Here is a 26,931-nt window from a genome sequence, read left to right on the forward strand (position 1 = left end):
CGCGCGCGCGACGGGTCCGGTCGACGAGCCCGCGCCGGGCGCGGCGGCGACCGGCCCGGCGTGGGCGGCGGGCTCGCGCCCGCTCGTGGTCGTCACCGCGACCGGGCGCGACGCCGACGAGCTCGCCGCGAGCGTGCGCGCCTACCTGCCGGACGAGCTGGCCGACGTCGTCGCCGTGCTGCCGAGCTGGGAGACGCTCCCGCACGAGCGGCTGAGCCCGCGCGCCGACACCGTCGCCAAGCGCATCGCGGTGTTCCGCCGCCTCGCGCACCCGGACGCCCAGATCGGCCCGTCGGGTCCGGTGCGCGTGCTCGTCATGCCCGTGCGCGCGCTCCTGCAGCCGGTCGTCGACGGCCTGGGCGAGCTCGAGCCGGTCGAGCTGCACGCCGGCACGACGGCCGACCTCACCGACGTCGCGGAACGCCTCGTCGGCGCCGCGTACACGCGCGTGGACATGGTCGAGCGCCGCGGCGAGTTCGCGGTGCGCGGCGGGATCCTCGACGTGTTCCCGCCCACCGAGGACCACCCGCTGCGCGTCGAGTTCTGGGGCGACGAGGTCTCGGAGATCCGGTGGTTCGCGGTCGCGGACCAGCGCAGCCTCGAGATCGCCGAGCACGGGCTGTGGGCGCCGCCGTGCCGGGAGATCCTGCTGACCGAGTCGGTGCGGGCGCGCGCCGCGGCCCTCGTCGAGGACCTGCCGGGCGCGACGGAGATGCTCGACAGGCTCGCCGCGGGCGTCGCGGTCGAGGGCATGGAGTCGCTCGCGCCGGTCCTCGTGGACCGCATGGTGCCGGTGCTCGAGCTCGTGCCCGACGACGCACTGCTCGTCGTGGACGACGCCGAGCGCGTGCGGCGCCGCGCGCACGACCTCGTGGCGACGACCGAGGAGTTCCTCGCCGCGGCCTGGACGGGCGCCGTCGCGGGCGGCAAGGCGCCGGTCGACCTGTCGGCGGCGTCGTTCGAGACGTTCGCCGAGGTGCGCACGGTCGCGCAGCGGCGCGGGCTCGGCTGGTGGACGTTCTCGTCCTTCGCGCTCGACAACCCCGACCTCGACGTCGCGCCCGACGACGACGCCCCCGGCGCGGGCGGGAACCGCGCGCCGGGGACCACGAGCGCGCACGTCGGCGAGAGCGCCGACGGCGTGCCGACCTTCACGATCGGGGCCCGCGACGTCGAGTCCTACCGCGGCGACGTGGCGCGCGCGCTCGACGACGTGCGCGGGCTCCAGCACGCCGGGTGGCGGCTCGTGCTCACGACCGAGGGCCACGGCCCGGCCAAGCGCATGGTCGAGCAGCTCGGCGCCGCGGACACGCCCGCGCGCCTCGTGCCGCGCCTCGACGACGAGCCCGAGGGCGGCATCGTCCTCGTCACGCCCGCGATGGTCGGCAAGGGGTTCGTGGCCCCGGACCTGCGCCTCGCCGTCTTCTCCGAGGCCGACCTCACGGGCCGCGCCGGCACGAGCACGCGCGACATGCGCAGGATGCCGAGCCGGCGCCGCAACGTCGTCGACCCGCTGCAGCTCAAGGCGGGCGACTTCGTCGTGCACGAGCAGCACGGCGTGGGGCGGTTCGTCGAGCTCGTGCAGCGCACGCTCGGCACGGGCGGCAACGCCGCGACGCGCGAGTACCTCGTCATCGAGTACGCGTCGAGCAAGCGCGGTCAGCCCGGCGACCGGCTGTTCGTCCCCATGGACCAGCTCGACCAGGTCACGAAGTACACGGGCGGCGAGTCGCCGAGCCTCAACAAGATGGGCGGCGCCGACTGGGCCAAGACGAAGTCGCGCGCGCGCAAGCACGTCAAGGAGATCGCGGGCGAGCTGATCCGCCTGTACTCGGCGCGCATGGCGACGCAGGGCCACGCGTTCGGCCCGGACACGCCGTGGCAGCGCGAGCTCGAGGACGCGTTCGCGTACGTCGAGACGCCCGACCAGCTCGCGACGATCGACGAGGTCAAGGCGGACATGGAGAAGTCGGTGCCCATGGACCGTCTCGTGTGCGGCGACGTCGGCTACGGCAAGACCGAGATCGCGATCCGCGCGGCCTTCAAGGCGGTGCAGGACGGCAAGCAGGTCGCGGTCCTCGTGCCGACGACGCTGCTCGTCCAGCAGCACTTCGAGACGTTCTCCGAGCGGTACGCGGGCTTCCCCGTGACGGTGAAGGCGCTCTCGCGCTTCCAGACGCCCAAGGAGTCCGAGGAGGTCGTCGACGGGCTGCGCAAGGGCACGGTCGACGTCGTCATCGGCACGCACCGGCTCATCACCGGCAGCGTCCGGTTCAAGGACCTGGGCCTCGTCATCATCGACGAGGAGCAGCGGTTCGGCGTCGAGCACAAGGAGACGCTCAAGCAGCTGCGCACGAACGTCGACGTGCTGGCGATGTCCGCGACGCCGATCCCGCGCACGCTCGAGATGGCGGTCACCGGCATCCGCGAGATGTCGACGCTCGCGACCCCGCCCGAGGAGCGCCACCCCGTCCTCACGTACGTGGGCGCGTACGAGGAGAAGCAGATCGCCGCCGCGCTGCGGCGCGAGCTCCTGCGCGAGGGCCAGGTGTTCTACGTGCACAACAAGGTCGAGACGATCGACCGCACGGCGTCGAGGCTGCGCGAGCTCGTGCCCGAGGCCCGCGTCGGCGTGGCCCACGGCAAGATGAACGAGCACCAGCTCGACCAGGTGATCCGGGCGTTCTGGGAGAAGGAGCTCGACGTCCTCGTCTGCACGACGATCATCGAGACGGGCCTGGACATCTCCAACGCGAACACGCTCATCCTCGAGCGCGCGGACATGCTCGGCCTGTCCCAGCTCCACCAGCTCCGCGGCCGCGTGGGCCGCGGCCGTGAGCGCGCGTACGCGTACTTCCTCTACCCGCCGGAGCGCCCGCTCACGGAGACCGCGCACGACCGCCTGGCGACGATCGCCGCGCACACCGACCTCGGCGCGGGCATGCAGGTCGCGATGAAGGACCTCGAGATCCGCGGCGCGGGCAACCTGCTCGGCGGCGAGCAGTCGGGGCACATCGCGGGCGTCGGGTTCGACCTCTACGTGCGCATGGTGGGGGAGGCGGTCGCGAACTACCGCGGCGACGGTCCCGAGGAGCAGCCGGAGGTCTCGATCGAGCTGCCGGTCGACGCGCACCTGCCCGAGTCGTACATCGCGACCGAGCGCCTGCGGCTCGAGGCGTACAAGAAGATCGCCGCGGCGACCGACGCGCCGCAGCTCGCCGAGGTGCGGGCCGAGCTCGTCGACCGCTACGGCGCGCTGCCGGACGTCGCGTCGGCGCTGTTCGACGTCGCGGACTTCCGCAACCACGCGCGCCGGGCGGGGCTCACGGACGTCACCGCGCAGGGCAAGTTCATCCGGTTCGCGCCCGTCGACCTGCCGGAGTCGGCGCAGCTGCGGCTCAAGCGCCTCTACCCGGGCACGCTGCTCAAGCCCGCGATCCGCGCGATCCTCGTGCCGTACCCGACGACGGCGCGCATCGGCGGGCGTCCGCTGCGCGGCGCCGAGGTGCTCGACTGGGCACGCCAGCTCATCGACGCGGTGATCCTCGGCGAGGTGAGCGCCGCGGCGACGGTCGGCACGGCGTCGGGCGGTCGCTGACCCCCTCACCCGCCGAGCATGCTGTCGTCGCCCGTCCCGACGCCGGGACGGGCGACGACAGCATGCTCGGCGCGGGGCGTCAGTCCTTGCGGCCGTCGAGGAAGTACGCGATGGGGCCGACCCAGTTCACGAGCAGCGCGAGACCCCACGCGAGCTTGGTGCCGTTGACCCGCTCGGCGGGCCGACGCAGGAGGTCGCGGTAGGCGGCGGCGGTGAGCGTGACCTGGGCCGCGCCCACGGCCCCGACGGCGATCTTCTGGCCCCTCGTGAGGTCCTTCCAGCGGCGCTTGTTCCCCATGGCGGCTCCTCCTGTGGTGCGGGTGCGCGTGCACGTGCACGACGACGGTATGCCGCCCTCGCGCCCCGCGCACGGGCGGTCAGCGCGTCAGGTGGTGACATCGCACGGGCTCCTCTGTAAGGTTGCAGCAAGTTCCGGAAACGCTCTGCAACGCTGCGGAGACTCCTCGCGCCCGTCACCCCGGGGCGCTCGTCAGCACCGTGTGGCCGCCACGCGCTCGGCGCCGAGCGCACGGCCGCCGCATCCCTCGAAGGAGCAGCAATGACGCGCACCACCGACCCCGCCGGACCTCCGGCGACCGCGTCCATCCCCGGGAGCGTCCCCGGCCCCGCCCCGAGACCTGGACGCCGCCTGCGGCGACTCGTCGCGACCGCCGCCTCGGCCGCGCTGGCGCTCGGCACGGCGCTCGCCGCCACGGCCCCGGTCGTCGCGCCGGCCGCGGCCGCACCTCCCGTGCCGGCGCCCGTCGTCGACTCCCCGAACGGCCGGGGCGACGTGATCCTCAACCTCTTCCAGTGGACGTGGGACTCCGTCGCCGCGGAGTGCACCAGCACGATCGGACCGGCCGGGTTCGGCTACGTCCAGGTCTCGCCGCCGCAGGAGACCGTCCAGGGCACCGCGTGGTGGACCTCGTACCAGCCCGTGAGCTACCGCATCGACTCGAAGCTCGGCACGCGGGCGGAGTTCGCGCACATGGTCGAGACGTGCCGTTCCGCCGGCGTCGGCGTCATCGCCGACGCGGTCGTCAACCACATGGCGGGCGCGGACCAGGGCGGCGGGACGGGAGTCGCGGGCTCGACGTACGGCGTCGAGAGCTACCCGGGCCTCTACGGGCCGGCCGACTTCAACGACTGCAAGGAGAACATCGGGGACCGGTACGGGGACCGGTACGTGGTGCAGCACTGCCGCCTCGTCTCGCTCCAGGACCTGCGGACGGGCTCGGACCACGTGCGCGACACGATCGCCGGGTACCTGAACGACCTCCTCTCGCTCGGCGTCGCCGGGTTCCGCATCGACGCCGCGAAGCACGTCCCGGCCGCCGACCTCGCCGCGATCAAGGCGAGGCTCACGGACCCGGACGTGTTCTGGGTGCACGAGGTCATCGGCGCCGGCGGCGAGCCGATCCAGCCCGTGGAGTACCTCGGCTCCGGCGACTCGCACGAGTTCTCCTACGCGCGCGAGCTCAAGTCTCGGTTCGACGGCCGGATCAAGGACCTGCGGACGATCGGCGACGGCAAGCTGCCCTCGGACCGCGCGGGCGTGTTCGTCGACAACCACGACACCGAGCGCAACGGCGAGACCATGAGCTACCGGTGGGGCGCCAAGTACGTGCTCGCGAACACCTTCATGCTCTCGTGGCCGTACGGCGCGCCGAGCGTCTACTCGGGGTACCGCTGGGACGACAAGGACGCCGGCGCCCCGGGCGCGACCGCGACGTCGGTCCCCGACGCGAGCTGCTCGGACCCGGCCTGGGTGTGCACCCAGAGATGGACCGAGATCGCGGGCATGGTCGGCTTCCACAACACCGTCGCGGGCACCGCGGTGACGCACTGGTGGGACGACGGGGACAACCACGTCGCGTACGGCCGCGGCAGCAAGGGCTACGTGACGATCAACAACTCCGCGCACGCCGTGACGCGCACGTACCAGACGTCGCTCCCCGCGGGGACGTACTGCGACGTCGTCGCGTCGAAGGACTGCTCGACGACGGTCACGGTCTCGGCGTCCGGCACGTTCACCGCGACGGTCCCGGCGTACGGCGCGCTCGCCCTGCACGTCGGCGCCCTGGCCGACGGCGGCACCGGCGGACCGGGGCCCGTCGACCCGGCCGGGACGACCGTCTACTACGCGACGGACAAGGGCTGGGACGCGTACCGCGTCCACTACCGCGTCGGCACGGGCGCCTGGACCGCCGTGCCCGGGATCGCGATGGCCCCCGCGTGCGAGGGCTGGGTCGCCCGCGAGATCGCCCTCCCGGACGGTGCCTCGGGCGCGGCCGCGACCGTCACCGCGGCCTTCACGAACGGCTCCGGCACCTGGGACAACAACGGCGGCGCGGACTACGCGCTGAGCGGCGCCGCCGTCGCCGTCTCCGGGGGGACGGTCACGGCGGGCGACCCGTGCGACGGCGGCGAGGGACCGGGCGGCGTCCAGGGCGACGCGTCGTTCTCCGTCACCGCGACCACCACGTGGGGTCAGGAGGTGTACGTCGTCGGCAGCGTCCCCGCGCTGGGCTCCTGGTCGCCCGCGCACGGCGTCCCGCTGTCGTCCGCGAGCTACCCGCTGTGGACCGCGAGCGTCGACCTCCCCGCGGGGACGACGTTCGAGTACAAGTACGTCCGGCGCGACGGCGCGGGGAACGTCGTCTGGGAGAGCGGCGGCAACCGCACGGCGACCGTCGGCGCGGACGGCTCCGTGACGCTGTCCGACACCTGGCGGTCGTGAGACGGGCAGCCTGAGCCGGCCCCGGGCGCGGCCCGTGCGCGTCCGGGGTCGGCGTGGCCGCGAACCTACGATGGGGCGGTGACCGACACCCAGCCCGCGGCCGGGGCCGCGCCCGCCCCGGAGCCCGCCACCGCCCCGGACCCCCTGCGCGACGTCGTCGCCGTGATGGACCGCCTCTACTCCCCGGGCGGGTGCCCGTGGGACCGCGAGCAGACGCACGAGTCGCTCGTGCGCTACCTGCTGGAGGAGGCGCACGAGCTCGCCGACGCCATCGAGACCGGCGACCGGGCCGGGATGCGCGAGGAGCTCGGCGACCTGCTGCTCCAGGTCCTGTTCCACGCGCGCATCGCGAGCGAGGAACCCGAGCCGTTCACCGTCGACGACGTCGCGGCGGACCTCGCGGCGAAGCTCGTCCGCCGCCACCCGCACGTGTTCGCCGACGCCGAGGTCACCGACCTGCACGAGCAGTGGGACGCGATCAAGAAGGCCGAGAAGCAGCGCTCGTCCGTGCTCGAGGGCATCTCCAGCACGCAGGGCGCGCTCGCCCGGGCGCAGAAGGTCCTCTCGCGCGCCGGGCGCGGGGGACTGGGCGACGCGGTCGCCGCGGCGCTCGCGGCGCCGTCGGACGACGCCGGGTCGGTGGCGCACGACGACGCGGGCCCCGCGGCGCAGGAGGCGCTCGGGCGCGAGCTGCTCGCGCTCGTGGCGCGCGCCGAGGCGAGCGGGCTCGACGCCGAGGCCGCGCTGCGTGGCGAGCTGCGCCGGGTCGAGGGCGCGATCCGGGCCGCGGAGTCGGCGCGGGCCTGAGCCGCCACGCACGAGCAGCGCGCACGACGAGGGGGCCCGTCGCCGTGGCGACGGGCCCCCTCGCCCCTCAGGTGCGGTCCGCGTGAGGACGGGTCCCGGTGCCGGCCGGGCCCTGCGGGCCGCCTACCCGGTCAGGGGCCGCCGGTCACGGTGGAGACGGTCGAGATCACCGTCTCCGCCGTGCCCTGGTCGTCGGTGTAGCCGACGACGACCCGGATCTGGTGCCCGGCCTCCGCGGCCGTCACGAGGTACGCGGTCGGCACCACGTTGTCCAGGACCCGGACGGTGGCGAAGCCGTCGGTCGACGCCTGCCACTCGTACGTGATCCCTGCCTCGGACGCCTCCTCGAGCCCGTCCCCGTCGGTGAAGCCGCCGAGGTTGAGCCCGCCGCCGACCGCCACCGACGCCGGCGAGAGCACCGGCTGGGTCGGGGCGTCGTTGATGTTCACGACCTCGGGCAGCGCGTCCGAGACGATCGAGCGCAGCTGACCCTGGTCGTCGCGGAACGTCACCACGACCCGGAGCAGCATCCCGCCGTCCCCGTCACCCGGGGTGAACGTGTCGACGCGACCGTTGGGCGCGTCCGGCAGGGTGTCGCCCGTGGCGGACGGCTCCCACTCCTCGCCGCCCTCGCCCAGCTGCCAGGCGAACCGGACGTTCGTCGGGTTCTGGACGAGCGACTCGTCGAAGACGACCGTCGCGGTGAGCGGCTGGTCCTCCGTCGGCGGGTCGATCTGGCCGGCGAAGGTGACGGTCCCGAAGGACGCGCACGCCTCCATCGTGGCCAGGACGAGGCAGCCGTCGCCGAACTGCAGCATCTCGACGTTGCGCAGGATGTCGCGCCCGTCGCTCTCCTCGAGCTCCGCGGCGCCCGTGTGCTCGACGGCGACGTAGCCGTCGCCGAGGTCGGTCACCTCGTACGCCTCGCGGTCGAACTGGTAGACCGCCGTGTCGAGCACGGTGTCGGGCTCGTCGTCCTCCACGATCTCGCGGACGATCGTGATGTCGCCCGGGTTGACCTCGCCCGCGAAGACGCGGGTCTGGAGCTGGGACGCGCTGTCGAAACGCTCGTCGCCGACGGCGAGCTGCACGCGCAGGTACGCGTCGCCGTCGATGAAGTCGTTCCCGCCACGACCCTCGACGAGGTCGCTGCCCGGCCCGCCGATGAGCAGGTTGCTCTGGCCGTCCTGGTCGGCGGCCAGCGGGTCGTCCATGAACCGCAGGGCGTAGTCCTCGTGCCCGCCGCCCGGTCGGAGGATCTCCTCCAGGCCGGGGAACAGGTCGAGGGTCTCCTGCGTCATCTTGTGCAGCGGCACCTCGTTCTCCGGGATGTCGTCGACGCCGACGCCCTGGCCACGCAGGACGTCGCTGCCGCCGCCGCCCGAGAGCGCCTCGACGAGGTCGTACCGGTCGCGGACGGCCTGGACGTCCGGGCGCTGCAGCGTCGAGAAGCGCAGGTCGGCGTCGACCCCGCCGTTCTCGCCGTAGTAGGTGACCCAGTCGTAGCCGATGGCGCCCTCGTGCCGATCGGTGCCGAAGGCCCGGCCGACGAGCACGTCGTCGCCGCCCTCGCCCTCGATGTCGTCGTTGCCCGCGCCGCCGATGACGACGTCGTTGCCTCCGATCGTGTCGTTCTGGAACTGGTTGGCGTTGTCCCCCTGGGCGAGGTCGGCGTGCGTGCCACCCTCGACCCAGTCGTCACCCTCGCCGGCGAAGATGTTCGTGCGCCCGGCGCCGCCGAGCACCACGTCGTTCCCCGTGCCGGCGAAGATGTCGTTCGGCGTGTCGTTGCCGCCCACCACGAAGTCGTTCCCGTGGCTCGCGAGCAGCAGGTTCACGCCGGGACCGCCGTTGATGGCGTCGTTGCCGAGACCGCCCTTGATGTTGTCGTCGCCGAAGCTGTCCGTAAGGATGTCGTCGCCCGGTCCGCCGATGATCTCGTCGTTCCCGGAACCACCCTCGATGCGGTCGTTCCCGCCGTAGCCCCACAGCGCGTCGTCACCCTGGCCGCCGCGGATGCGGTCGTCCCCGGTGCGGTTGCCGTGGATCTCGACGTGCTCGTCGCCGTCCCAGCGGTACGTGCCGTCACCCATCTGCGAGAGCTGCTCCGGCCACGGGTCGGGCAGGTTCTCGAGGTCGAGCGACGGGTCCGGGACGGAGAAGATGTCCGCCGGCAGGAGCGACGCGTCGGTGTTGCGCTGGATCAGCTTGGCGAACGAGTTCGCCTCGAGCGCCGCGAAGAGCTGGTTCCCCTGGTTGCGGAACAGGTAGTAGAACCGGTCGCCGAACTGCAGGTTCTCCAGCTGCTTCTCGAACACGAAGTTGAACGTCGAGCCGAGCATGCCGCCGAACGGGTCGAGCGCCTCGGCGAGGCCGCCCGTCCAGAAGTCGACGTCCTCGAGACCCGTCGTGGTGAGGCCGTCGGGCTGGTTCGCCCACGCGCCCGTGCTGTGCACGAAGTCGACGCGGTCGGCCGGGGCCTCCTGCGCGAGCGGTGCGAGCCCGGCGATGACGGCCTCGACCTCCGGGGACACGGCGAGCGTGCCACCGAGGACGACGATGCGACCGGGGTCGAGCTGCCCGATCGCGTCCACGACCACCTGCGGGACCGCGCCGGTCGGCGGGACCAGCAGGACCGGGGCACCGGACAGTCCGGCGACCGGACCCACGGCCAGGCCGTCGGGGAAGTTCGTGCCGGTGGTCAGGTACAGCGTGTCGACCGGTCCGGTGAACTCCGCGAGGGCGAGCATCGCCGCGGTGTCGTAGCGCGTGTCCCCGGCGACGCGGGTGACCGTGGCCGCGGGCAGGGCGGCACGGATCTGCGCCTCGGGCGTCGCGCCGATGGCGATCGGGCCACCGAGGACGACGACCCGGCTCGGTGCGAGCCGGACGAGCTCGGCCCGCGTGGCGGCAGGCAGGCCGTCGCGCGCCGTGAGCAGGATCGGGTGCCCGTCCCGCGACGCGAACGCCGACGCGGCGAGCGAGTCGGGGAAGTTCTCCCCGGTCGCGACGTACACCGTGTCGACCGACCCGCTCGGGATGAGGGCCTGGCTGATGAGCGCGGCCGTGTCGTACCGCGTCGTCCCCGCGACCCGCGTCACCGGGCCGGACGTGTAGCCACCCAGGTTGCTGACCACGGTGTCGAGGACGGCGAGCGGCCCGCCGAGCACCACGATGGTCTGCGGGCGCAGGCGCAGGAGCTCCGCGGCGGTGGCGGCCGGGACGGCGTCCCGGTCCACCAGGAGGATGGGCCCGTCGCCCGCCGCCGCAGCCGGTCCGCCGGCGAGGGCGTCGGGGAAGTTGTGGCCCGTCGTGATGTACACGACCGGCACCCCGGGCTCGCCCGCCGCGGGGGTGGGGAAGTGCGAGCTGCTGATCTGCGCCGCCGTGTGGAAGCGCGTGTCCCCGGCAAACCGCTGGACGAAGCCCTCGCCGGACGGCGTGCCGTTGACCAGCAGGGACGCCGCGTTCCGCTTCCCCTCGACCGTGGTCTCGGCGAGGATCGACGGGTGGGTGCCGTACGCGGCCACGAAGTTGATCAGCGACGCGTTGCTCCCGCCGCGACCGAAGTTGTTGCCGTTCTTGAGCCCGAGACCGAAGTCGAACCAGCTCTCGTACGGCTGGAGCGTCGGGGAGCCCGACGCGGCGTAGAACGTGCGGCGCGCCTCCTGGAGCCCCGGCGTCCCGGTGTCACGACCGCGCAGCATGTTGATCGTCGCGAGGTCGAGCGGCAGGCCGAGCAGGTTGTTGCGCAGGGTGCTGATGACGTGCTCGTCGATCTGGCCCGCGACCTGGTTGGTCGTGCCGTTGACGACGGCGCCCGCGGCCTGCTCGGGTGTCAGGGTCCCGTCGTCGTCGTACGTGCGTGGGTTGAGGAAGCCGTCGAGCAGGCTGACGCTCTCGGTCCCGAAGCCCACGCGTTCGATCTCCTCGGTGAGCATCGAGTGCCCGAACCGGTACACGACGTGCGCGTACTCGGCCACGATGGCCGGGTCGATCGTCGCGTCGTAGCTGTTCTCGTTGAAGACGATCGGGTCGACGTTCGGCTGGACCTTGCGGGCGAACTCCTCGAACACGAGGTGCTGGTACTGCATCTCGGTCGCGAAGCGGGCCGCCTGGAAGAGCCGCTGCTCGTACGACCAGTCGTCGTCCTCGGGCCCGGGGAGCTCGTCGCCCGCGCGCTTGGTCGGCCACTGGTGCTCGAGACCCTGGTAGGCCTTCTGCAGCTCAGGGTTCTCGGCGAGCACGCCGTCGATGTAGCCGACGAGCCGGTTGTGCTCGGAGTGGAACACGTGGTGCACGGCGGTGAGGCCGATGTTCTCGTTGCCGCGGCCGTCGCCGGTGACGAAGTGCTCGTCGAGGGAGACGTTGTCGTAGCCGGCGAGGGACTGGTCCGTGACCGGCGAGCCGTCGGCGTTGAACAGCGGCACGCCCGGCGGGATCGGGCTGCCCTCGTCGTCGAACTGCTGCGGCACGAGGTTGCCCTCGGCGTCGAACAGCGGCGTCGAGCCGTGCGCGATGTCGTCGAGGAAGGAGTGCGCGGTGCGCAGGGCGTTCGTGGTCGGGACCGGCTCGGCGGGGTTGCCCTCGACGTTCAGCGCGTCCTCGGTCTCGGGGTCGCCGTCCTCGTCCGTGACGAGGAGCGGGAACCCGCCCGGCCCGGGGATGAAGTTGCCGTAGAGGTCCACCGCGACCTGCGGCACGTTCAGCACGTCCGCGTCCGTGAGGTCGATGCCCAGGACCTCGCGCGCCTGCTGCTTCACGTCGGCCCACGTGGCGAGGCCGCCGCGTCCGCCGCCCGGGAGCGACCCGTCGAGGAGCCGCCCGGTGTCGTGCGGGACGCCGTCGCGCAGCTCGTACTCGCGCAGGAACACCTGGTGAGCGGGGTGCGACGTGTACGTCTGGTTCTGGTCGACGAACGGCGTCGTCTGGTTGTTGTGCTCGTCGTCGGCCGTGCCGATGACGCCGTCGGGCCCGGGAAGGCGCGTGGCGCGCGTGAGGACGAGGAAGTTGGTCTGCGACGCCGGGTCGTACAGCGGGTCGTCGGGCTGGAGCGGGACGACGAGCGTGCCGTTGCCGCCCTTGTTCACGAGGTCGAGGCCGTGGTCGAAGAACTGGCCGAAGAACGTGAACCAGGCGTTGAAAGGGGCGGAGAGGCCCTCGTCCGGCGCCGTGTTCGGGATGTACACGGAGCCGTCGGGACGGACCTCGCCGCCCTCGGTGCTCTCCGCCGCGTTGACGGCGGCGGGGTTGTCGGCGCTCTGGTCGACGATGAGGTTGGAGATGATGCGCGGGTCGGCGTCGTAGACGAAGCTGCCGGGCGCGAACATCGAGTAGCACGTGGTGCCCGCGGCGCACGGGTCGGTGGCGCCGGGCGGGTTCGGCGGCGAGAACGGGGGACCGGGGTCCGCCTCGCGCCACGTCGTCCCCAGGAGCCGCGGGAACGGGCGGTCGGCGCTGCCGTAGTCGGACTGCCCGGCGAGCAGGTTGTTGAACGAGCCGTCGACGGTGCGCAGGCCGAACGGCAGGGCCGGGCTCGGGACGCACTTGCCGCTCGTGTCGGTCGGGTCGTCGCAGAGCAGCGTGCCGCCGGCGGAGTGCGCCTCGGCGATGTGGATCTGCTTGAGGATGAACTCGAGGTCGTGCGCCGTGAGGCGGAACGACGGGTCGGGATCGGTGACGGCCGCGGCCGGGGTGCTCGCGAGGGTGCCCGCGAGGATAAAGGCGAAGAATGCGGCGACGAACTTTCTGGTGCGCCCATTCCGCCGCGCTCGTTCCGAGCGCAATTCATTGAGCTTCATGGCGTCTTGTACCCCTTTGAACGGTGCTGTCGTCGTTGGCAGCACAACGGTTCGTGGCGTCACGCTACTGCTCGGGTCAAGGTGAACGGTAGGTGAACACCGGGTGAACTCGACCGGCACGAAACGATGTTCGAGTGACAGCGCCAGACAGCAGTTGGACGATTGTCTGGGTCATTTGAGCCGATTATTTTCGCGTCCTACCTGGTCATGCGTCCGACTCCGCGTGCGTGCAGTCGGCCTCGGGACCAACGTCACCGGTCCGCCCACCGAGGTCCCGCGCACGGGCCCACGGAGCGGACGCAGCGGCGCACGTCACACACGGGCACTAGGCTGTGGGCGTAAACCCACCATCGTCGCGGGCGCGCACGCGGCGTCCCGGGTTTCCCTGCCCGGGTCGGCCGCACCCCATTGCCGAAGCGCCCGCAGCCCTGCCCCGAAGGAGCACCTGTGGCCAGCATCGAAGCCGTTGGAGCGCGCGAGATCCTCGACTCCCGCGGAAACCCGACCGTCGAGGTCGAGGTCGTCCTGGACGACGGGACGTTCGCCCGCGCCGCCGTGCCGTCGGGCGCGTCGACCGGTGCGTTCGAGGCCGTCGAGCGCCGTGACGGCGACAAGTCCCGCTACCTGGGCAAGGGTGTCGAGGGCGCGGTCAACTCCGTGATCGACGACATCGCCCCGGAGCTCATCGGCTTCGAGGCCGAGGACCAGCGCCTCATCGACGCCGCCCTCATCGACCTCGACGGCACCCCCAACAAGGGCAAGCTCGGCGCGAACGCGATCCTCGGCGTCTCGCTCGCCGTCGCGAAGGCCGCCGCGAAGAGCGCCGGTCTCGACCTGTACCGCTACGTCGGCGGCCCGAACGCGCACGTCCTGCCCGTGCCGATGATGAACATCCTCAACGGCGGGTCCCACGCGGACTCGAACGTCGACATCCAGGAGTTCATGGTCGCCCCGATCGGCGCGTCGTCGTTCCGCGAGGCGCTGCGCACCGGCGCCGAGGTCTACCACTCGCTCAAGTCCGTGCTCAAGGAGAAGGGCCTGGCCACGGGGCTCGGCGACGAGGGCGGCTTCGCGCCGAACCTCGCGAGCAACCGCGAGGCGCTCGACCTCATCCTCGTCGCGATCGAGAAGGCCGGCTTCACGCCGGGCACCGACGTGACGCTCGCGCTCGACGTGGCGTCGACCGAGTTCTTCTCCGACGGCGCGTACCAGTTCGAGGGCGGCGCGAAGACGCCGGCCGAGATGATCGCGTACTACGAGCAGCTCGTGCGCGACTACCCGCTGGTCTCCATCGAGGACCCGCTGTCCGAGGACGAGTGGGACAGCTGGGCGCAGCTCGTCTCCGAGGTCGGCGACAAGGTGCAGATCGTCGGCGACGACCTGTTCGTCACCAACCCCGAGCGCCTCGCGAAGGGCATCGAGCTCAAGGCCGCGAACTCGCTCCTGGTCAAGCTCAACCAGATCGGCACGCTCACGGAGACGCTCGACGCCGTCGAGCTCGCGCAGCGCAACGGCTTCACCGCGATGGTGTCGCACCGCTCGGGCGAGACCGAGGACACGACGATCGCCGACCTGTCCGTCGCGACGAACGCCGGCCAGATCAAGACCGGTGCCCCCGCCCGCGGCGAGCGCATCAACAAGTACAACCAGCTCCTGCGCATCGAGGAGGCGCTGGACGACGCCGCGCGCTACGCCGGCCGCGGCGCGTTCCCGCGCTGGTCGGCGCAGGCCTGACCGTCCGGTCACGCGCACGCCGCCGGGGTGACCCGGCACCCGGAGCCCGGTGGGCCGCACGTCGGCCCGCCGGGCTCCGGCGCGTCCGGGTGAAGATGTCGTGTCGATCGGCTCACGTTCGCGGACGCACCGCGCGTGCTCCCCGGCCGGTGCCTCCCGGGGCACCACAATCGACCCATGCCCTCCTCGCGCCGTCCTCCGCGTCCCGGCGCCGCCGCGCGGCCGGGGACCGGGCCGACCCGAGGGTCCTCGGGGACCAAGCCGACGTCGCGCGGGACCTCCGCGGGGTCGTCGGCGTCGCAGCCCGCGTCGGGCGCGCGGGGCGCGTCGGCGAGGAAGCCCGCGCGCTCGACGTCCGCGTCCGCGGCGTCCGCGGGTGCGCGCCGACCGGCCGCACGCCCGACCACGCCGCGCCGTGCTCCCGGCCCCGCGCGGGAGGACCGGCGCCGCAGCCGGCACGGATTCCTGCTGCCGGAGGTCGTCACGGTCCGCACGCTCGTGCTGTCCGTCGTCGTCCTCCTCGCCGTCGTGCTCCTGCTGCCCACGCTGCGCGCGTACGTCAACCAGACGGGCGAGCTGCGCGAGCTCCGGGGAGACCTGGAGCAGGCGCAGGCCGAGCACGACGAGCTCGAGGCCGAGCTCGCGCGGTGGGACGACCCGGCGTACGTGGTGCGTGAGGCGCGCGACCGGCTCAACTTCGTCATGCCGGGCGAGCGGCCGTGGCGCGTGCTCGACCCGGAGACCGTCGTCGACGACACCGACCCCCAGACGGGCCGGACGATCACCGACGGGCCGGTGCGCGGGTACGAGGCGGGCACGCCCTGGTACGAGGCGATCTGGGTGTCGGTGCAGGTCGCGGGCGGCCAGCCGGCGTCGTCGGGCCAGGAGGGCGACGGCGGGGGCGGCGCGGGCACGACGCCGTCCGAGGGCGCGCGGCAGCCCGACGACGGGACGTCGCCCGCGAGCGGGGAGAATGGGTGACGCGTCGACCCGACGCGACCGACCGACCCGGAGGACAACCCGTGCCCGACGCCCGCCTGGCCATCCCCGCCGACGACCCGGACGCCGTCGTCACCGAGCGTGACCTCGAGACGCTCGCGGAGCAGCTCGGGCGCACGCCGCGCGGCGTCGTCGGCATCGCCGCGCGGTGCGTGTGCGGGCGTCCGCTGGTCGTCCGCACGGCGCCGCGGCTCGAGAACGGGACACCGTTCCCGACGACCTTCTACCTCACGAGCCCCGGCGCGGTCGGGGCCGCGTCGACGCTCGAGGCGAACGGCGTCATGAAGGAGATGTCCCAGCGCCTCACCGAGGACGCCGAGCTCGCGGCCGCGTACCGCCGCGCGCACGAGCACTACCTCGCCGAGCGCGAGGCGCTCGGCCACGTCGAGGAGATCGACGGCATCTCGGCCGGCGGCATGCCGACGCGCGTCAAGTGCCTGCACGTGCTCGTCGGGCACGCGCTGGCCGCGGGGCCGGGCGTGAACCCGCTGGGCGACGAGGCGCTCGAGCGCGTGCGCGACGTGTGGCGGCCCGACCGCTGCACCTGCTGACCGCGTGGCACGCTTGGACGCATGACCTCAGGCTCCACCTCCGCGCCGGGCGCGCTCGCCGCCGGCTCCTCGACCGCACCCGTCCCGCCCGGCGCCTCGCGCGTCGCCGCGATCGACTGCGGCACCAACTCGATCCGCCTCCTCGTCGCGGACGTCGACCCGGCCGCGGGCACGCTCGTCGACCTCGATCGGCGCATGGAGGTCGTCCGGCTCGGCCAGGGCGTCGACCGCACGGGCCGCCTCGCACCCGAGGCGCTCGCGCGCACGCTCGACGCCGCGCGCCGCTACGCGGGCGTGATCACCGAGCTCGGTGCGACGCGGACGCGGTTCGTCGCGACGTCCGCCACGCGCGACGCCGAGAACCGCGACGAGTTCGTCGCGGGCGTGCTCGACGCGCTGGGCGTCGAGCCCGAGGTCGTCTCGGGCGAGGAGGAGGCGGCCCTGTCCTTCCGCGGCGCGACGTCGACCGTCGCGTCGGTGCGCCCCGGGCCGTACGTCGTCGTCGACCTCGGCGGCGGCTCCACGGAGCTCGTGCTCGGCACGGCGACGCCGGACGCCGCGTACTCGATGGACGTCGGGTGCGTGCGCATGACGGAGCGCCACCTGCGGTCGGACCCGCCGACGGCCGAGGAGGAGGCCGCGGCGCGTGCCGACGTGCGCGCCGCGCTCGACGACGCGGCGCGCGTCGTGCCGCTGGGGCGGGCCGCGACGCTCGTGGGGCTCGCGGGCTCGGTGACCACGGTGACCGCGCACGCCCTCGGTCTGGCGCAGTACGACCGCGACCGGATCAACGGCGCCGTGCTGTCGGTCGAGCAGGTCCTCGCGGCGTGCGACGACCTGCTGCACCGCACGCGCGCGGAGCGTGCGTCGCTCGGCTTCATGCACCCCGGGCGCGTGGACGTCATCGGCGCGGGCGCGCTCGTCTGGTCGGAGGTCGTGCGTCGGGTGCGCGACGACGTCGCGGCCGCGGGCGGCTCGCTCACCGACGTCGTGACGAGCGAGCACGACATCCTGGACGGCATCGCCTGGTCGATCGCCTGACGCTCTCGCGCCCCGGTCCGGCGCGCGCGGAACGTCGCGTCTGCGTGGTCGCCCGGGCCGGGCGTGGGGCGCGTCACGCCCGTCAGACGGACGCTCCGGCTCGCCAGTGCCGCGAGCGGTAATACTCTGGAACCATGCCTCAGAATGACCTGACCTCGGTCAGCCGTGCCCAGACCGCCTCGCCGCGGCCCCGGAAGGTGCCTCGGGTCGTCGTCCTCGGCGGCGGCTCCGTGGGTCTGTACGCCGCGCGCCGACTGCGCAAGAAGCTCGGGCGCCGCGAGGCGGCGATCGTCGTCGTGGACCCGCGCCCGTACATGACGTACGCGCCGTTCCTCCCCGAGGCGGCCGCGGGCTCGATCGACGGTCGCGACGTCGTCGCGCCGCACCGCCGCGCGCTCAAGGGTGTCGACGTGCTGCAGGGCAAGGTCGTCGCGGTCGACCACGCCGCGCGCCGCGTCACGATCCACCCGGAGGAGGGCGACGACTACTCGGTCACGTACGACCACCTCATCGTCGGCCTCGGCTCCGTCTCGCGCACGCTGCCCATCCCGGGCCTCGCGGAGAACGCGATCGGCTTCAAGAACGTGGAGGAGGCCATCGCGGTCCGCAACCACGTGCTCAACCGCATGGACGTCGCGTCGTCCACGTGGGACGAGAAGCTGCGTCGCCGCATGCTCACCTTCACGTTCGTCGGCGGCGGGTTCGCGGGCATCGAGGCGCTGGCCGAGATCGAGGACATGGCGCGCTACGCGACGCGCAACTACGCGACGATCGAGGAGAAGGACCTCCGCTTCGTCATGATCGAGGGCGCGGGCCGCATCCTGCCCGAGCTCAGCGAGCCCATGGCGGAGTACGCGCTGGAGGAGCTGAAGAAGCGCGGCATCGAGTTCCACCTCAGCACGTTCCTGTCGTCGTGCGTCGACGGCCACGTCGTCACGTCGACGGGCGTCGAGTTCGACTCCGACACGATCGTGTGGACCGCTGGCGTCAAGGCCAACCCGGTCATCAAGGAGGCGTCGGACCTCCCGGTCGACAAGCTCGGCCGCGTGATCGTGCTCCCGACGCTCCAGGTCGCGGACGCCGAGGGCAACGTCGTGCCGAACGCCTGGGCCGCGGGCGACTGCGCCGCCGTCCCGGACGTGCTCAACCCCGGCAAGTTCTGCCCGCCGAACGCCCAGCACGCGATCCGTGAGGCGACGCGCCTCGCGGACAACCTCGCGCTCGAGCTGCACAGCGAGCCGCCGGTCGAGTACCGCCACAAGAACGTCGGCACCGTGGCGTCGCTCGGCCTGTACAAGGGCGTCGCGGAGCTGTTCGGCGTGTTCAAGCTCCGCGGTACGCCCGCGTGGCTCATGCACCGCGGCTACCACGTCATGGCGATGCCGACGGGCAACCGCAAGATCCGCATCTTCATCGGCTGGATGGGCCAGTTCCTCATGGGCCGCGAGCTCGTCTCGCTCGGCTCGCTGCACGACCCGCGCGCCGAGTTCCGCGCCGCGTCCGTGCCGCCCAAGAAGGACGGCGAGCCGGTCAAGCAGACCGCGCAGGGGTCGGCCGCTGCGGCCGAGTCCGGCGCGGGCACGGTCGACGCGGACGACCGGACGCCTGCCGCCAAGGCGTCCTGACCGCACGCCGGGACTCCCGGCGTCCTGCCCGACGACGAGGGGCGAGCCGCACGTGCGGCTCGCCCCTCGTCGTGTCCCGTCCCCGGTCGGCGGCCGGGCCGAGGACGTCGCGGTAGATTCGGCGCGCGCCCCCATGGCCCAACTGGCAGAGGCAGCCGGCTTAAACCCGGCGTGTTCCGGGTTCGAGTCCCGGTGGGGGCACCACGAGCGGGTGCCACGCTACGAGAGCCCTGTCGGCCCCTCGGGCTCGGCGGGCGGCGTCGCCGCCTGGCCGAGGACGACGACCGTGCCGTCCGGGTCCTGCACGCGCGCCACGCGTTCGCCCCAGGGCTGGTCCGTCGGCGGCTCGAGCACGGGGACGCCCGCGGCGGCGAGGTGCTCGACGGCGCGGTCGCAGTCGTCGACGTAGACCCACAGCGCGGTGCGCGGCACGCCCGCGGGCGCCGTGCCGTCGTCGAGGCCGATCCCGAGCGGCGACCCGCCCACGTGCACGCTCACGTAGACGGGCGGCCCGTCGTCGGGAAAGGCGTGCTCGACCGTCCCGCGCAGCAGGTCGCGGTAGAAGCCGAGCGACCGCTCGACGTCGGCGACGGTCAGGATCGGGAAGAGGCTGCGGAACATGGCGTCGCTCCTCGGTGCGCGCTGCGGAACCTCCCCCATGGTGCGCGCCGGACGGCCGGACCGCCCTCCGAGCGGCCGCGACCGACGGGCGGGCCGTCAGGTGCCGGCCCGGCCCGACGGGCGGCCCGGCGCTCAGCGCGCGAGGAGCTCGTCGGTCGTCGTGCCGGGCAGGGACAGCGTGACGCGCGTGCCCCACGGGTCGTGCACGACGACCGAGCGACCGTCGTCGGCGTGCTGCAGCCCGCGGCTGCGCAGGCGCGCGACGAGGGCGTCGAGGTCCTCGCGGCCGGGCACGGTGATCGCGACGTCCCCGAGCCCGAGGCTCGCGGCCCGCGGCCCGGCGCCCGCGCTGTTCCAGACGTTCATCGCGACGTGGTGGTGGTAGCCGCCGGCGGACGCGAACAGGGCGCCGCTGTACCCGCTCAGCGTCGCCTCGAACCCGAGGGCGTCGACGTAGAAGTCGCGCGCCGTCGCGACGTCGCCCACCTGGAGGTGCACGTGGCCGACGCGCCCGGCGAGCGACGGGCCGGCGTCGTACGCGTCCTGGGTGAGGTGGGAGCGCAGGTAGGCGTTCGGGTCGAGGAACGTCGTGGTCATGAGGATCTGGCCGCGCTCGCGCACCCACGTCTCGCGCGGGCGGTCCGTGTAGAGCTCGACGCCGTTGCCCTCGGGGTCGGTGAAGTAGAACGCCTCGCTGACGAGGTGGTCGCTCGACCCGACGAAGGAGCCGCGGCGGTCCTGCGCGGCGCGGTAGACGGTCGCGGCGAGGCTCGGTGCGTCGTCGAAGAGGAACGCCGTGTGGAACAGCCCGGCCTGGCGCGGGTCGACGGGCGGCAGGCCCGGGGTGTGGACGAGGCGCAGCATCGGCGTCGTGCCGCGGCCGAGCACGCGGTGCACCTCGGTGCCGCGCGTGCGCTCCTCGAGCGGCGCGAGCGCGAACGCGCCCGTGTAGTAGGACGTCATCTGCTCGAGGTCGCCGACGCGCAGCGTGACGGCGTCCATGCTCGTGGACGGTGACAGGGACCGGTCGGTCGGGGTGCTCGTCATGGTGGCTCCAACTGTTGTCGCTACAACTATATTCCCACACTCGCGAGCGTGCTCCCGACGCGCGCCCGTCCTTGCTAGGGTCGCCCCGAACCACGCGGGGTGTCCCGTCCGGGCGTGCGCCGGGCCGAGGGACTGAGACGAGCGGTACGGCCGCCCGGACCCGTCGAACCTGATCTCGCTAGCACGAGCGGAGGAACGTGGGCATGACGACGCCTGCTGCCATCACCCGGACCCCTGTCCTCGCGGACGACCCGACCGCGCTCGTCCGGCCCGGGGAGGGCGGCTTCACGGCCGGCCTCGCCCGCCGGTACGCGCCCCTCTTCGACGCCTTCTACGACCACCCGTTCCTCGCCGGCCTGCGCGACGGGTCCGTCGACCCGGCGGCCGTGCGGCACTACGTGGGCCAGGACCACCAGTACCTCACGGCCTACCTGCGCTGCTACGGGCTCGGCATGGCCCTCGCGCCCGACCGGTCGTGGGCGCAGTACTTCCACGACAAGGCGGGGTTCCTCCTCGACGACGAGTCCCACGCGCACCACGCGATGTGCGACTTCCTCGGGGTGACGTACGAGGAGGCGCAGACGGACCGCCTCGCCCCGAGCGCGCAGGCGTACGTCGACCACATGCTCGCCGCCGGCCGCGACTCGCTCGGCGTCCTCCTCGCGGCGCTCCTGCCGTGCCCGTGGACCTACATCTGGTCCGCCCGGCGGTTCTGGCTCGCCGAGCGTGCGACGACACCGGGCGCGATCGGGGACGACCACCCCCTCGCCGGCTGGTGGGCGTTCTACGCCGCCGAGCGGACCGAGGGCGTCCTCGCGGACCTGCGCGCGCGCCTCGACGCGCTCGCCGCGGACGCGGGCGAGGCCGAGCGCGCCCGCATGGAGCGCGCGTTCGAGCAGAGCTGCCGCCACGAGACCCGGTTCTGGCAGATGGCCTGGTCGCTCGAGGACTGGTGACGGCGCCGCTTACGCCAGGAGCAGATCCGCGCCCGGGGGCCTCGGCACCCGGGCGCGGCGCGGGTAGCGTGACCGCATGGACGTGACGAGCGCCACGGCGGCGACCCACCGTTCCCGCGGCGACGGGCGGCCGGAGCCGCTCCTGCGGCACGTCATCGGCGGCATCCTGCGGCGGGCGCGGCTCGCGCAGGGACGCACGCTCGTCGACGTCGCGGCCGCCGCGCGCGTGTCCACCGCGTACCTCTCGGAGATCGAGCGTGGTCGCAAGGAGGCCTCCTCGGAGGTGCTCGCCGCGGTGTGCGGCGCGCTCGGCCTGCGGCTCGTCGACCTCGTGGCGCGCACGGGGGAGGAGCTGCGGCCGGTCGCGCCCGTGCGCGTCCTGTCCGCGGTCCGCGAGCGCGGCGCGCTCTCCGCGCCCCGGCACCCCGCCCCCGTGGGCGAGCCGGCGCGCGACCTGCCCGTCGCGCGCGCCGTGCGCACGCTGCCGTCAGGCGCGCGCACCCCGGACGCCCTCCTCGTCGCCGCCTGACCCGGACGGCGTGTCGCGCCGGGTCCGGAGGTGCGACGCGCGGTTACGGTCGGTCCATGACGGAGCCGCAGACCGACGGCGCGGCGGCGCCCGGTGCGCCGACCCTCCAGGACCTCGTCGACGAGGCCGCGTTCGTCTCGCACGAGCACCAGCTCCACCTCGCGGACCTCCACGGCGACGACGCCTGGAACGCCGACCTGGTCGCGGGCACGCTGACGTTCACCGCGCCCGACGGCGGGACGACGACGTGCCGGGTCCAGTTCCTCGGCACCGCGGCACCAGGTCCGGGGACCTGGATGTGGGCGTGGAACAACGTCAACGGCTTCCCCGACGCCGTGCTCGACGCCGCAGAGCGGACCCGTGCGACCGGGCTCCGCGAGGCCGAGGAACCCGAGCGCCCGCTCACCGACGACCTGCCGTACCGCTACACGCTCGCGGCGAAGGCGGTGACCCGGTCCTGGACCCACTACAGCGCGCCCGTCGGGGGCGGGACGCGCGCGTGGCTCCTCGTCGAGCACGACGACCTCGTCCTGCCCGCACCCACCGTGCCGCGGGTCGTGCGCACGCTCAGCGAGGGCCTGCTCTCCACGACGGTCGTCGACCACCGGCGCGCCCTCGCGTCCTACGCGTCGGTGCGCGGCCTCGAGACGTCGCAGGACGTGGCCGGGTCGGTGACGCTCGTCGTGCCCGACGGGACGGTGACCGTGAGCTTCGACGACGCCGGACGCCTCGCCGGCATCGCGGCGTCGTCGTCCCCGTCACCCGAGCCCGAGGCCGCTCCCGAGCCTGGGCCGGAGCCTGAGACGCCTCGGCCCACGACGCCGGACGCCGGCTCCGCGTCCGAGGAGCCGACCCCCGGCCCCGCGACGGACGCCGTCGTCGACCCGCCCGCCGACCGACCGGAGCCGCGCCGCCGGTCGTGGTTCCGGCGGCGCGGGTAGACCTCCGCGCCGAGCGCGTCACGACCTGGGCGTCACGCCGCCGTGGCGAGCTTGCGCGACGTCACGACGGCGTCGGCGATCCCGTACTCGACGGCCTGGCGCGCGGTGAGCACGAGGTCGCGGTCGGTGTCGGCGCGCAGGCGCTCGACGGTCTGGCCCGTGTGCCGCGACAGGACCTCCTCCGTCTCCGAGCGGATGCGCAGGATCTCCTCCGCCTGGATCGACAGGTCCGAGATCGTGCCCTCGCCGCCGCCGGACGGCTGGTGCAGCAGGACGCGCGAGTGCTCGAGCACGAACCGCTTGCCGGGCGTGCCCGCCGCGAGCAGCACGGCGGCGGCCGAGGCGGCCTGGCCCATGCAGATGGTCGAGACGTCGCAGCGGACGAACTGCATCGTGTCGTAGATCGCCATGAGCGCCGTCGCGGAGCCGCCCGGGGAGTTGATGTACAGGCCGATCTCCTGGTCGGGCGCGTCGGACTCGAGGTGCAGGAGCTGCGCCATGACGACGTTGGCGACGCCGTCGTCGATCTCCGTGCCGAGGAACACGATGCGCTCCGAGAGCAGGCGGGAGAAGACGTCGAACGCGCGCTCGCCGAGCGGGGTGCGCTCGACGACGGTCGGGATCGTGTAGCTCGCCATCACAGCCCCACCTTCCGGGCGGAGCGGGCGGGACGGACGTCGTCGACGGACTCGACGATCCGGTCGACCATGCCGTACTCGAGCGCCTGCTGGGCGGTGAACCAGCGGTCGCGGTCGGAGTCCTCCGCGATGGTCTCGACGCTCTGCCCCGTGCTCTCGGCGAGCAGCCGGTGCATGAGGCCCTTGGTGTACACGAGGTTCTCGGCCTGGATCGCGATGTCGACGGCGGTGCCGCCGATGCCGGCGGAGGGCTGGTGCATCATGATCCGCGCGTGCGGCAGCGCGTACCGCTTGCCGGGCGTGCCCGCGCACAGGAGGAACTGCCCCATGCTCGCGGCGAAGCCCATCGCGACGGTCGACACGTCGTTGGGGATGAGCCGCATCGTGTCGTAGATCGCGAGCCCGGCGCTCACCGAGCCGCCGGGGGAGTTGACGTAGAGCGCGACGTCCGCGCGCGGGTCCTCCGCGGAGAGCAGGAGGAGCTGCGCGCACAGCCGGTTCGCGACGGCGTCGTCCACGGCCGTGCCGAGGACGACGATGCGCTGGTGGAGCAGGCGCGTGGTGAGCTGGTCGTCGAAGGAGGAGGCGGCCACGGCGGCGGCCTCCGCGTGCGGGGTGCGTGCGGTGCTGGTCATGCCACCCACAGTGCCCCGCGGGGCGGCCCGGCGGACGGGCGATCTGCCGTCGGCACATCTGCCGACGGCAGAGCCGCCCGTCCGCCCGTCCGGCTAGCGGATCGGCCAGTCTCGTTGCTCGACCACGATCCCGCTCGGTGACGGGCTGATCGTGACGTACACCTTGGCGGTGCGCTGCGTCCCGTAGGGGTTCCCGAGGATGCACCCGAGGTCGACGTAGCCGCCGGCGGAGAGATGCTCGGTCCACGAGTAGCTACCGATGCGGTTGCCGTCGTAGTAGCACTGGAAGGTGTACGTGCCCGAGGGGAACGTCGCGTTGGCGTTGACGCGGAACACGGTGCACATGCTGCCGGTGCAGTTCCCGTAGCCGGGCTGGGTGTTGCGCTGGGGGCCACGCGTGACCCAGATCCGCGGCGGCTCGGGGCGCTTGTCCGTCGTGAACGTCGCCTGGCCGCTCCACGCGCCGCACCCGGCCGCGTTGCACGCGCGCGCCCGCAGCCGGTACGTCTGGTCGTAGTCGGACCCGACGTCCACGCTCTGGCCCGTGCCCGTCCGGTTCTGCGCGCCCGAGAGCTCCCACTCGTAGCGCGTGATCGCGTTGCCGCCGTTCGACGACGGCGCCGAGATCGTGAACCGGCCGCGGTTCTCGCCGGTGCGGGACGAGGAGACGCCGGGCGTGCCCGGCTTCTGGTAGGCGCTGACCTGTGCCGAGGCCGGGCTCGAGGTCGACGTCCCGCCGGCGTTCGTCGCGGTCACGGTGAACGTGTACGTGCCCGCGCTGAGGCCCGTGAAGTCCACCGACGTCCCGGAGACCTCGCGCTTGGCGCCGCCCGGCGACGCCGTGACGGTGTACTTCGTGATCGGGCTGCCGTTCGCGTCGGCGGCGCCCCACGAGACGCGCGGGATGCCGCTGTCCTGCGAGCTCGAGCCCACGTTCTGGACGCTCGGCCGCGGGGGCGCCTCGGGTCGGCCGTACGGCACGACGGCGGCCGAGGCCGGGCTGGCCGCGGTCACGCCCGCCTTGTTCTCGGCCGTCACCGTGAACGTGTACGACGACGCGTTGTCGAGGCCGGTCGCCTTGTGGCTGAGGCCCGTCAGCGTCAGCGGGGCCCCGTCCGGCGACCCGTTGCGGTACCGCTGGAGGTGGTAGGCCTTGATGGCGTCGCCGTTCTCGAACGGCTGCGCCCACGACACGTCGATCGAGCCGCCGTTGAGGGGCGAGTCCGCCGCGCGGCTCGCTGTCGGCGTCTTCGGGACGTCGGGCAGGCCCGCCGGGATCTCCTCGGCGGAGTACTCGCCCCACTCGGACGGGTCGGGCGCGAGGTTCACGGCCTGGACGCGCACCCGGTAGGCGACGCCGTTCTGCAGGCCTGTCCACACGACCTGGGTGCCGGCGAGCGCCTGCATCTGCACCGCGCCGCTCGGCGGTGCGGGCGAGATCTCCAGGTTGACCGTCTGGATGGGGGACCGGTCGGTGTAGGTCTTGTTGGTCCAGGTGACGGTGAGGGACTGGTCGCCGAACTCGAGGGTGGGTGCGGCGGGCGGATCGGGCTTCTCGTCGGGGCGTGCGACGGCGGACGGCGGCGAGGCGGGGCCGTCGCCGACGGCGTTGGTCGCGAAGACGGTGAAGGTGTACTCGACGTTGTTGGTGAGGCCGTCGAGCGTGCACGTGGTGGTGCCGCAGGCCTTCTCGTAGCCGTTCTGTNGAGCACGACGGTCTTCGAGCGGACCTCGAGCACCTGCGGGGTCGCGGGCGCCTCGGGCTTGCCCAGCACCTTGAGCTGGACGCGGCCCTCGACCATGCGGTCGGGGTCCTTCGTCGCGTCCTGGATGCGGTAGACGACGACCATGACGCCGACGAACGACTGCTCCGGCGTGACGACCACGTCGTTCCCGCTGTACGACACGTCACCGCTGCCCGTCTCCACGCTCGCACCCACGATCTCGAGCGGCGTGTCCGGGAACGGGTTCGAGTCGTTCGCCAGGACGGGGACCGTCGTCGGCTTGCCCTGGTGCGCGTCGTCGACGGTGTCCTGGTTGGCGCGGGCGAGCGGGCGGGTCGAGGCGACGACGGTGAGCGTCGCCGCGCCCTCGACGGGCGGGTGCTCGCCGTCGGTCACGGTGATCGGCACCTGCACGACGGAGCCCTTGGGCACGTCCGGGGTCGCCTGGGCGCGCAGCGTCGTGCCCTCGACGGTCACGGTCACGCCCTCGGCGCCTCCGGACGCGGCGAACGTCAGGGCGTCGCCGTCCGGGTCGGTCGCGAAGCGCGCGAGGTCGACCGTGGCCTCCTCGCCCGCCGCGACGTCGAGCGTCGGCGTGGAGAGCTCCGGGGGGAGGTTCTCCGGCGGGACGACGCTGATGGGGATCGTCAGCAGCGCCGTGTTGCCGTCGGGGTCGTCCGGACCGGACCCGTCGGTGACCTCGAACGTCACGGCCGCGGGGCCCACGTACCCGGCGTCCGAGGTGTAGACGATCTCTGTCGTGGACGTGACCTCGCGCGTGCCCTCGAGCGCCGTGACCTTCTCCTCCGTGGTGAGCCGGGGGGTCCTGCCCTCGACGACGAGCACGTGGTCCGTGACGTCGATCGCGAGCGGCTCCCCGCTCACGACCTCCAGGGGCGTGATGCCCGGTCGCAGCGTGGGCGCCTGGTCGGTGAGGCCGG

18 protein-coding genes, 1 tRNA gene, 2 pseudogenes and 1 riboswitch are annotated in these 26,931 nt (G+C 73.4%); of the genes and pseudogenes, 12 read left to right on the top strand and 9 right to left on the bottom strand.

From position 1 onward, the window contains the following. Window positions 1-3,598 (top strand): transcription-repair coupling factor (mfd, locus tag GJV82_RS16460; protein ID WP_155099968.1); only part of this gene is annotated, 3,598 nt, incomplete at its 5' end. Between the two features lie 79 nt (window positions 3,599-3,677). Here mfd and GJV82_RS16465 read toward each other — a convergent pair. Next, window positions 3,678-3,896: a PLD nuclease N-terminal domain-containing protein gene (locus GJV82_RS16465; protein WP_155099969.1), complete on the bottom strand. Its 219-nt coding sequence runs from the start codon at window positions 3,894-3,896 to the stop codon at window positions 3,678-3,680. A 261-nt stretch (window positions 3,897-4,157) separates the two neighbouring features. On the opposite strand from GJV82_RS16465, the gene GJV82_RS16470 reads away from it, so the two are divergent. Further along, window positions 4,158-6,341, top strand: a complete 2,184-nt coding sequence (locus GJV82_RS16470) for a carbohydrate-binding module family 20 domain-containing protein (RefSeq protein ID WP_155099970.1) — start codon at window positions 4,158-4,160, stop codon at window positions 6,339-6,341. Between the two features lie 78 nt (window positions 6,342-6,419). Next, the gene (locus GJV82_RS16475; protein ID WP_318657746.1) at window positions 6,420-7,148 is read left to right on the top strand and encodes a MazG family protein; all 729 of its coding nucleotides are present in this window, start codon (window positions 6,420-6,422) and stop codon (window positions 7,146-7,148) included. Window positions 7,149-7,279: 131 nt separating this feature from the next. Here the strand turns inward: GJV82_RS16475 and GJV82_RS16480 are convergent, their stop codons facing one another. Beyond that, complete coding sequence (locus tag GJV82_RS16480; RefSeq protein ID WP_155099971.1) at window positions 7,280-12,949, bottom strand: peroxidase family protein; 5,670 nt, start codon at window positions 12,947-12,949, stop codon at window positions 7,280-7,282. A gap of 447 nt (window positions 12,950-13,396) precedes the next feature. Here GJV82_RS16480 and eno point away from each other — a divergent pair, with 447 nt between their 5' ends. From eno to GJV82_RS16510, 6 genes are all read left to right on the top strand, one after another. Beyond that, the gene (eno, locus tag GJV82_RS16485; RefSeq protein ID WP_162290245.1) at window positions 13,397-14,683 is read left to right on the top strand and encodes a phosphopyruvate hydratase; all 1,287 of its coding nucleotides are present in this window, start codon (window positions 13,397-13,399) and stop codon (window positions 14,681-14,683) included. A 177-nt stretch (window positions 14,684-14,860) separates the two neighbouring features. Further along, entirely contained in the window at window positions 14,861-15,664 is an 804-nt protein-coding gene (locus GJV82_RS16490; protein WP_155099973.1) for a septum formation initiator family protein, read from the top strand. Between the two features lie 41 nt (window positions 15,665-15,705). Beyond that, window positions 15,706-16,233, top strand: coding sequence for a DUF501 domain-containing protein (locus GJV82_RS16495; protein WP_318657747.1), 528 nt, complete (start codon window positions 15,706-15,708; stop codon window positions 16,231-16,233). Between the two features lie 21 nt (window positions 16,234-16,254). Next, complete coding sequence (locus GJV82_RS16500) at window positions 16,255-17,274, top strand: Ppx/GppA phosphatase family protein (RefSeq protein ID WP_155099974.1); 1,020 nt, start codon at window positions 16,255-16,257, stop codon at window positions 17,272-17,274. A 134-nt stretch (window positions 17,275-17,408) separates the two neighbouring features. Next, window positions 17,409-18,899: an NAD(P)/FAD-dependent oxidoreductase gene (locus GJV82_RS16505; protein ID WP_024842236.1), complete on the top strand. Its 1,491-nt coding sequence runs from the start codon at window positions 17,409-17,411 to the stop codon at window positions 18,897-18,899. Window positions 18,900-19,026: 127 nt separating this feature from the next. After that, a tRNA-Leu gene (locus GJV82_RS16510) sits at window positions 19,027-19,103 on the top strand. Between the two features lie 15 nt (window positions 19,104-19,118). On the opposite strand, the gene GJV82_RS16515 is transcribed toward GJV82_RS16510, so the two are convergent. Next, window positions 19,119-19,520, bottom strand: a complete 402-nt coding sequence (locus GJV82_RS16515; protein ID WP_155099975.1) for a VOC family protein — start codon at window positions 19,518-19,520, stop codon at window positions 19,119-19,121. A 132-nt stretch (window positions 19,521-19,652) separates the two neighbouring features. Beyond that, entirely contained in the window at window positions 19,653-20,567 is a 915-nt protein-coding gene (locus GJV82_RS16520) for a VOC family protein (protein WP_155099976.1), read from the bottom strand. 85 nt (window positions 20,568-20,652) lie between these two features. Continuing rightward, window positions 20,653-20,780: riboswitch (TPP riboswitch) on the top strand. Between GJV82_RS16520 and GJV82_RS16525 the strand changes: the two genes are divergently transcribed. The 3 genes from GJV82_RS16525 (at window position 20,771) to GJV82_RS16535 (ending at window position 22,993) form a co-directional block, all read left to right on the top strand. Further along, window positions 20,771-21,523: a TenA family protein gene (locus tag GJV82_RS16525; protein ID WP_024842397.1), complete on the top strand. Its 753-nt coding sequence runs from the start codon at window positions 20,771-20,773 to the stop codon at window positions 21,521-21,523. Its footprint overlaps the riboswitch before it by 10 nt. A gap of 76 nt (window positions 21,524-21,599) precedes the next feature. Then, on the top strand, window positions 21,600-22,052 hold the full coding sequence (locus tag GJV82_RS20815) for a helix-turn-helix domain-containing protein (RefSeq protein WP_155099977.1): 453 nt from the start codon (window positions 21,600-21,602) through the stop codon (window positions 22,050-22,052). 56 nt (window positions 22,053-22,108) lie between these two features. Continuing rightward, window positions 22,109-22,993, top strand: a complete 885-nt coding sequence (locus GJV82_RS16535) for a DUF6882 domain-containing protein (RefSeq protein WP_155099978.1) — start codon at window positions 22,109-22,111, stop codon at window positions 22,991-22,993. A gap of 32 nt (window positions 22,994-23,025) precedes the next feature. Here GJV82_RS16535 and GJV82_RS16540 read toward each other — a convergent pair whose 3' ends face one another. From GJV82_RS16540 to GJV82_RS20910, 5 genes and pseudogenes are all read right to left on the bottom strand, one after another. Then, window positions 23,026-23,631, bottom strand: a complete 606-nt coding sequence (locus tag GJV82_RS16540) for a ClpP family protease (RefSeq protein ID WP_024842400.1) — start codon at window positions 23,629-23,631, stop codon at window positions 23,026-23,028. Beyond that, entirely contained in the window at window positions 23,631-24,266 is a 636-nt protein-coding gene (locus GJV82_RS16545; RefSeq protein WP_115943068.1) for a ClpP family protease, read from the bottom strand. Before GJV82_RS16545 ends, GJV82_RS16540 begins: the two co-directional genes overlap by 1 nt. Before the next feature lie 93 nt (window positions 24,267-24,359). Further along, entirely contained in the window at window positions 24,360-25,673 is a 1,314-nt protein-coding gene (locus GJV82_RS16550) for a fibronectin type III domain-containing protein (protein WP_263971418.1), read from the bottom strand. Further along, window positions 25,647-25,895, bottom strand: a pseudogene (locus tag GJV82_RS20905) (hypothetical protein); the annotation flags it as partial. The pseudogene GJV82_RS20905 and the gene GJV82_RS16550, both read right to left, overlap by 27 nt. Before the next feature lie 242 nt (window positions 25,896-26,137). Beyond that, window positions 26,138-26,875 (bottom strand): annotated as a pseudogene (locus GJV82_RS20910) (Ig-like domain-containing protein); the annotation flags it as partial. Window positions 26,876-26,931: the final 56 nt, after the last annotated feature.

Source organism: Cellulosimicrobium composti, assembly GCF_009711085.1.
Lineage (GTDB): Bacteria > Actinomycetota > Actinomycetes > Actinomycetales > Cellulomonadaceae > Cellulosimicrobium > Cellulosimicrobium composti.

Excerpts from the sequence above, each read along its gene's own strand:
- GJV82_RS16505 (WP_024842236.1), top strand. The coding sequence starts at position 17,409 with ATGCCTCAGAATGACCTGACCTCGGTCAGCCGTGCCCAGACCGCCTCG.
- GJV82_RS16525 (WP_024842397.1), top strand. The coding sequence starts at position 20,771 with ATGACGACGCCTGCTGCCATCACCCGGACCCCTGTCCTCGCGGACGAC.
- GJV82_RS16465 (WP_155099969.1), bottom strand. The coding sequence starts at position 3,896 with ATGGGGAACAAGCGCCGCTGGAAGGACCTCACGAGGGGCCAGAAGATC.
- GJV82_RS16490 (WP_155099973.1), top strand. The coding sequence starts at position 14,861 with ATGCCCTCCTCGCGCCGTCCTCCGCGTCCCGGCGCCGCCGCGCGGCCG.
- GJV82_RS16545 (WP_115943068.1), bottom strand. The coding sequence starts at position 24,266 with ATGACCAGCACCGCACGCACCCCGCACGCGGAGGCCGCCGCCGTGGCC.
- GJV82_RS16480 (WP_155099971.1), bottom strand. The coding sequence starts at position 12,949 with ATGAAGCTCAATGAATTGCGCTCGGAACGAGCGCGGCGGAATGGGCGC.
- GJV82_RS16550 (WP_263971418.1), bottom strand. The coding sequence starts at position 25,673 with ATGCAGGCGCTCGCCGGCACCCAGGTCGTGTGGACAGGCCTGCAGAAC.
- GJV82_RS16540 (WP_024842400.1), bottom strand. The coding sequence starts at position 23,631 with ATGGCGAGCTACACGATCCCGACCGTCGTCGAGCGCACCCCGCTCGGC.
- GJV82_RS16520 (WP_155099976.1), bottom strand. The coding sequence starts at position 20,567 with ATGACGAGCACCCCGACCGACCGGTCCCTGTCACCGTCCACGAGCATG.
- GJV82_RS16515 (WP_155099975.1), bottom strand. The coding sequence starts at position 19,520 with ATGTTCCGCAGCCTCTTCCCGATCCTGACCGTCGCCGACGTCGAGCGG.
- GJV82_RS20815 (WP_155099977.1), top strand. The coding sequence starts at position 21,600 with ATGGACGTGACGAGCGCCACGGCGGCGACCCACCGTTCCCGCGGCGAC.
- GJV82_RS16500 (WP_155099974.1), top strand. The coding sequence starts at position 16,255 with ATGACCTCAGGCTCCACCTCCGCGCCGGGCGCGCTCGCCGCCGGCTCC.
- GJV82_RS16470 (WP_155099970.1), top strand. The coding sequence starts at position 4,158 with ATGACGCGCACCACCGACCCCGCCGGACCTCCGGCGACCGCGTCCATC.
- GJV82_RS16535 (WP_155099978.1), top strand. The coding sequence starts at position 22,109 with ATGACGGAGCCGCAGACCGACGGCGCGGCGGCGCCCGGTGCGCCGACC.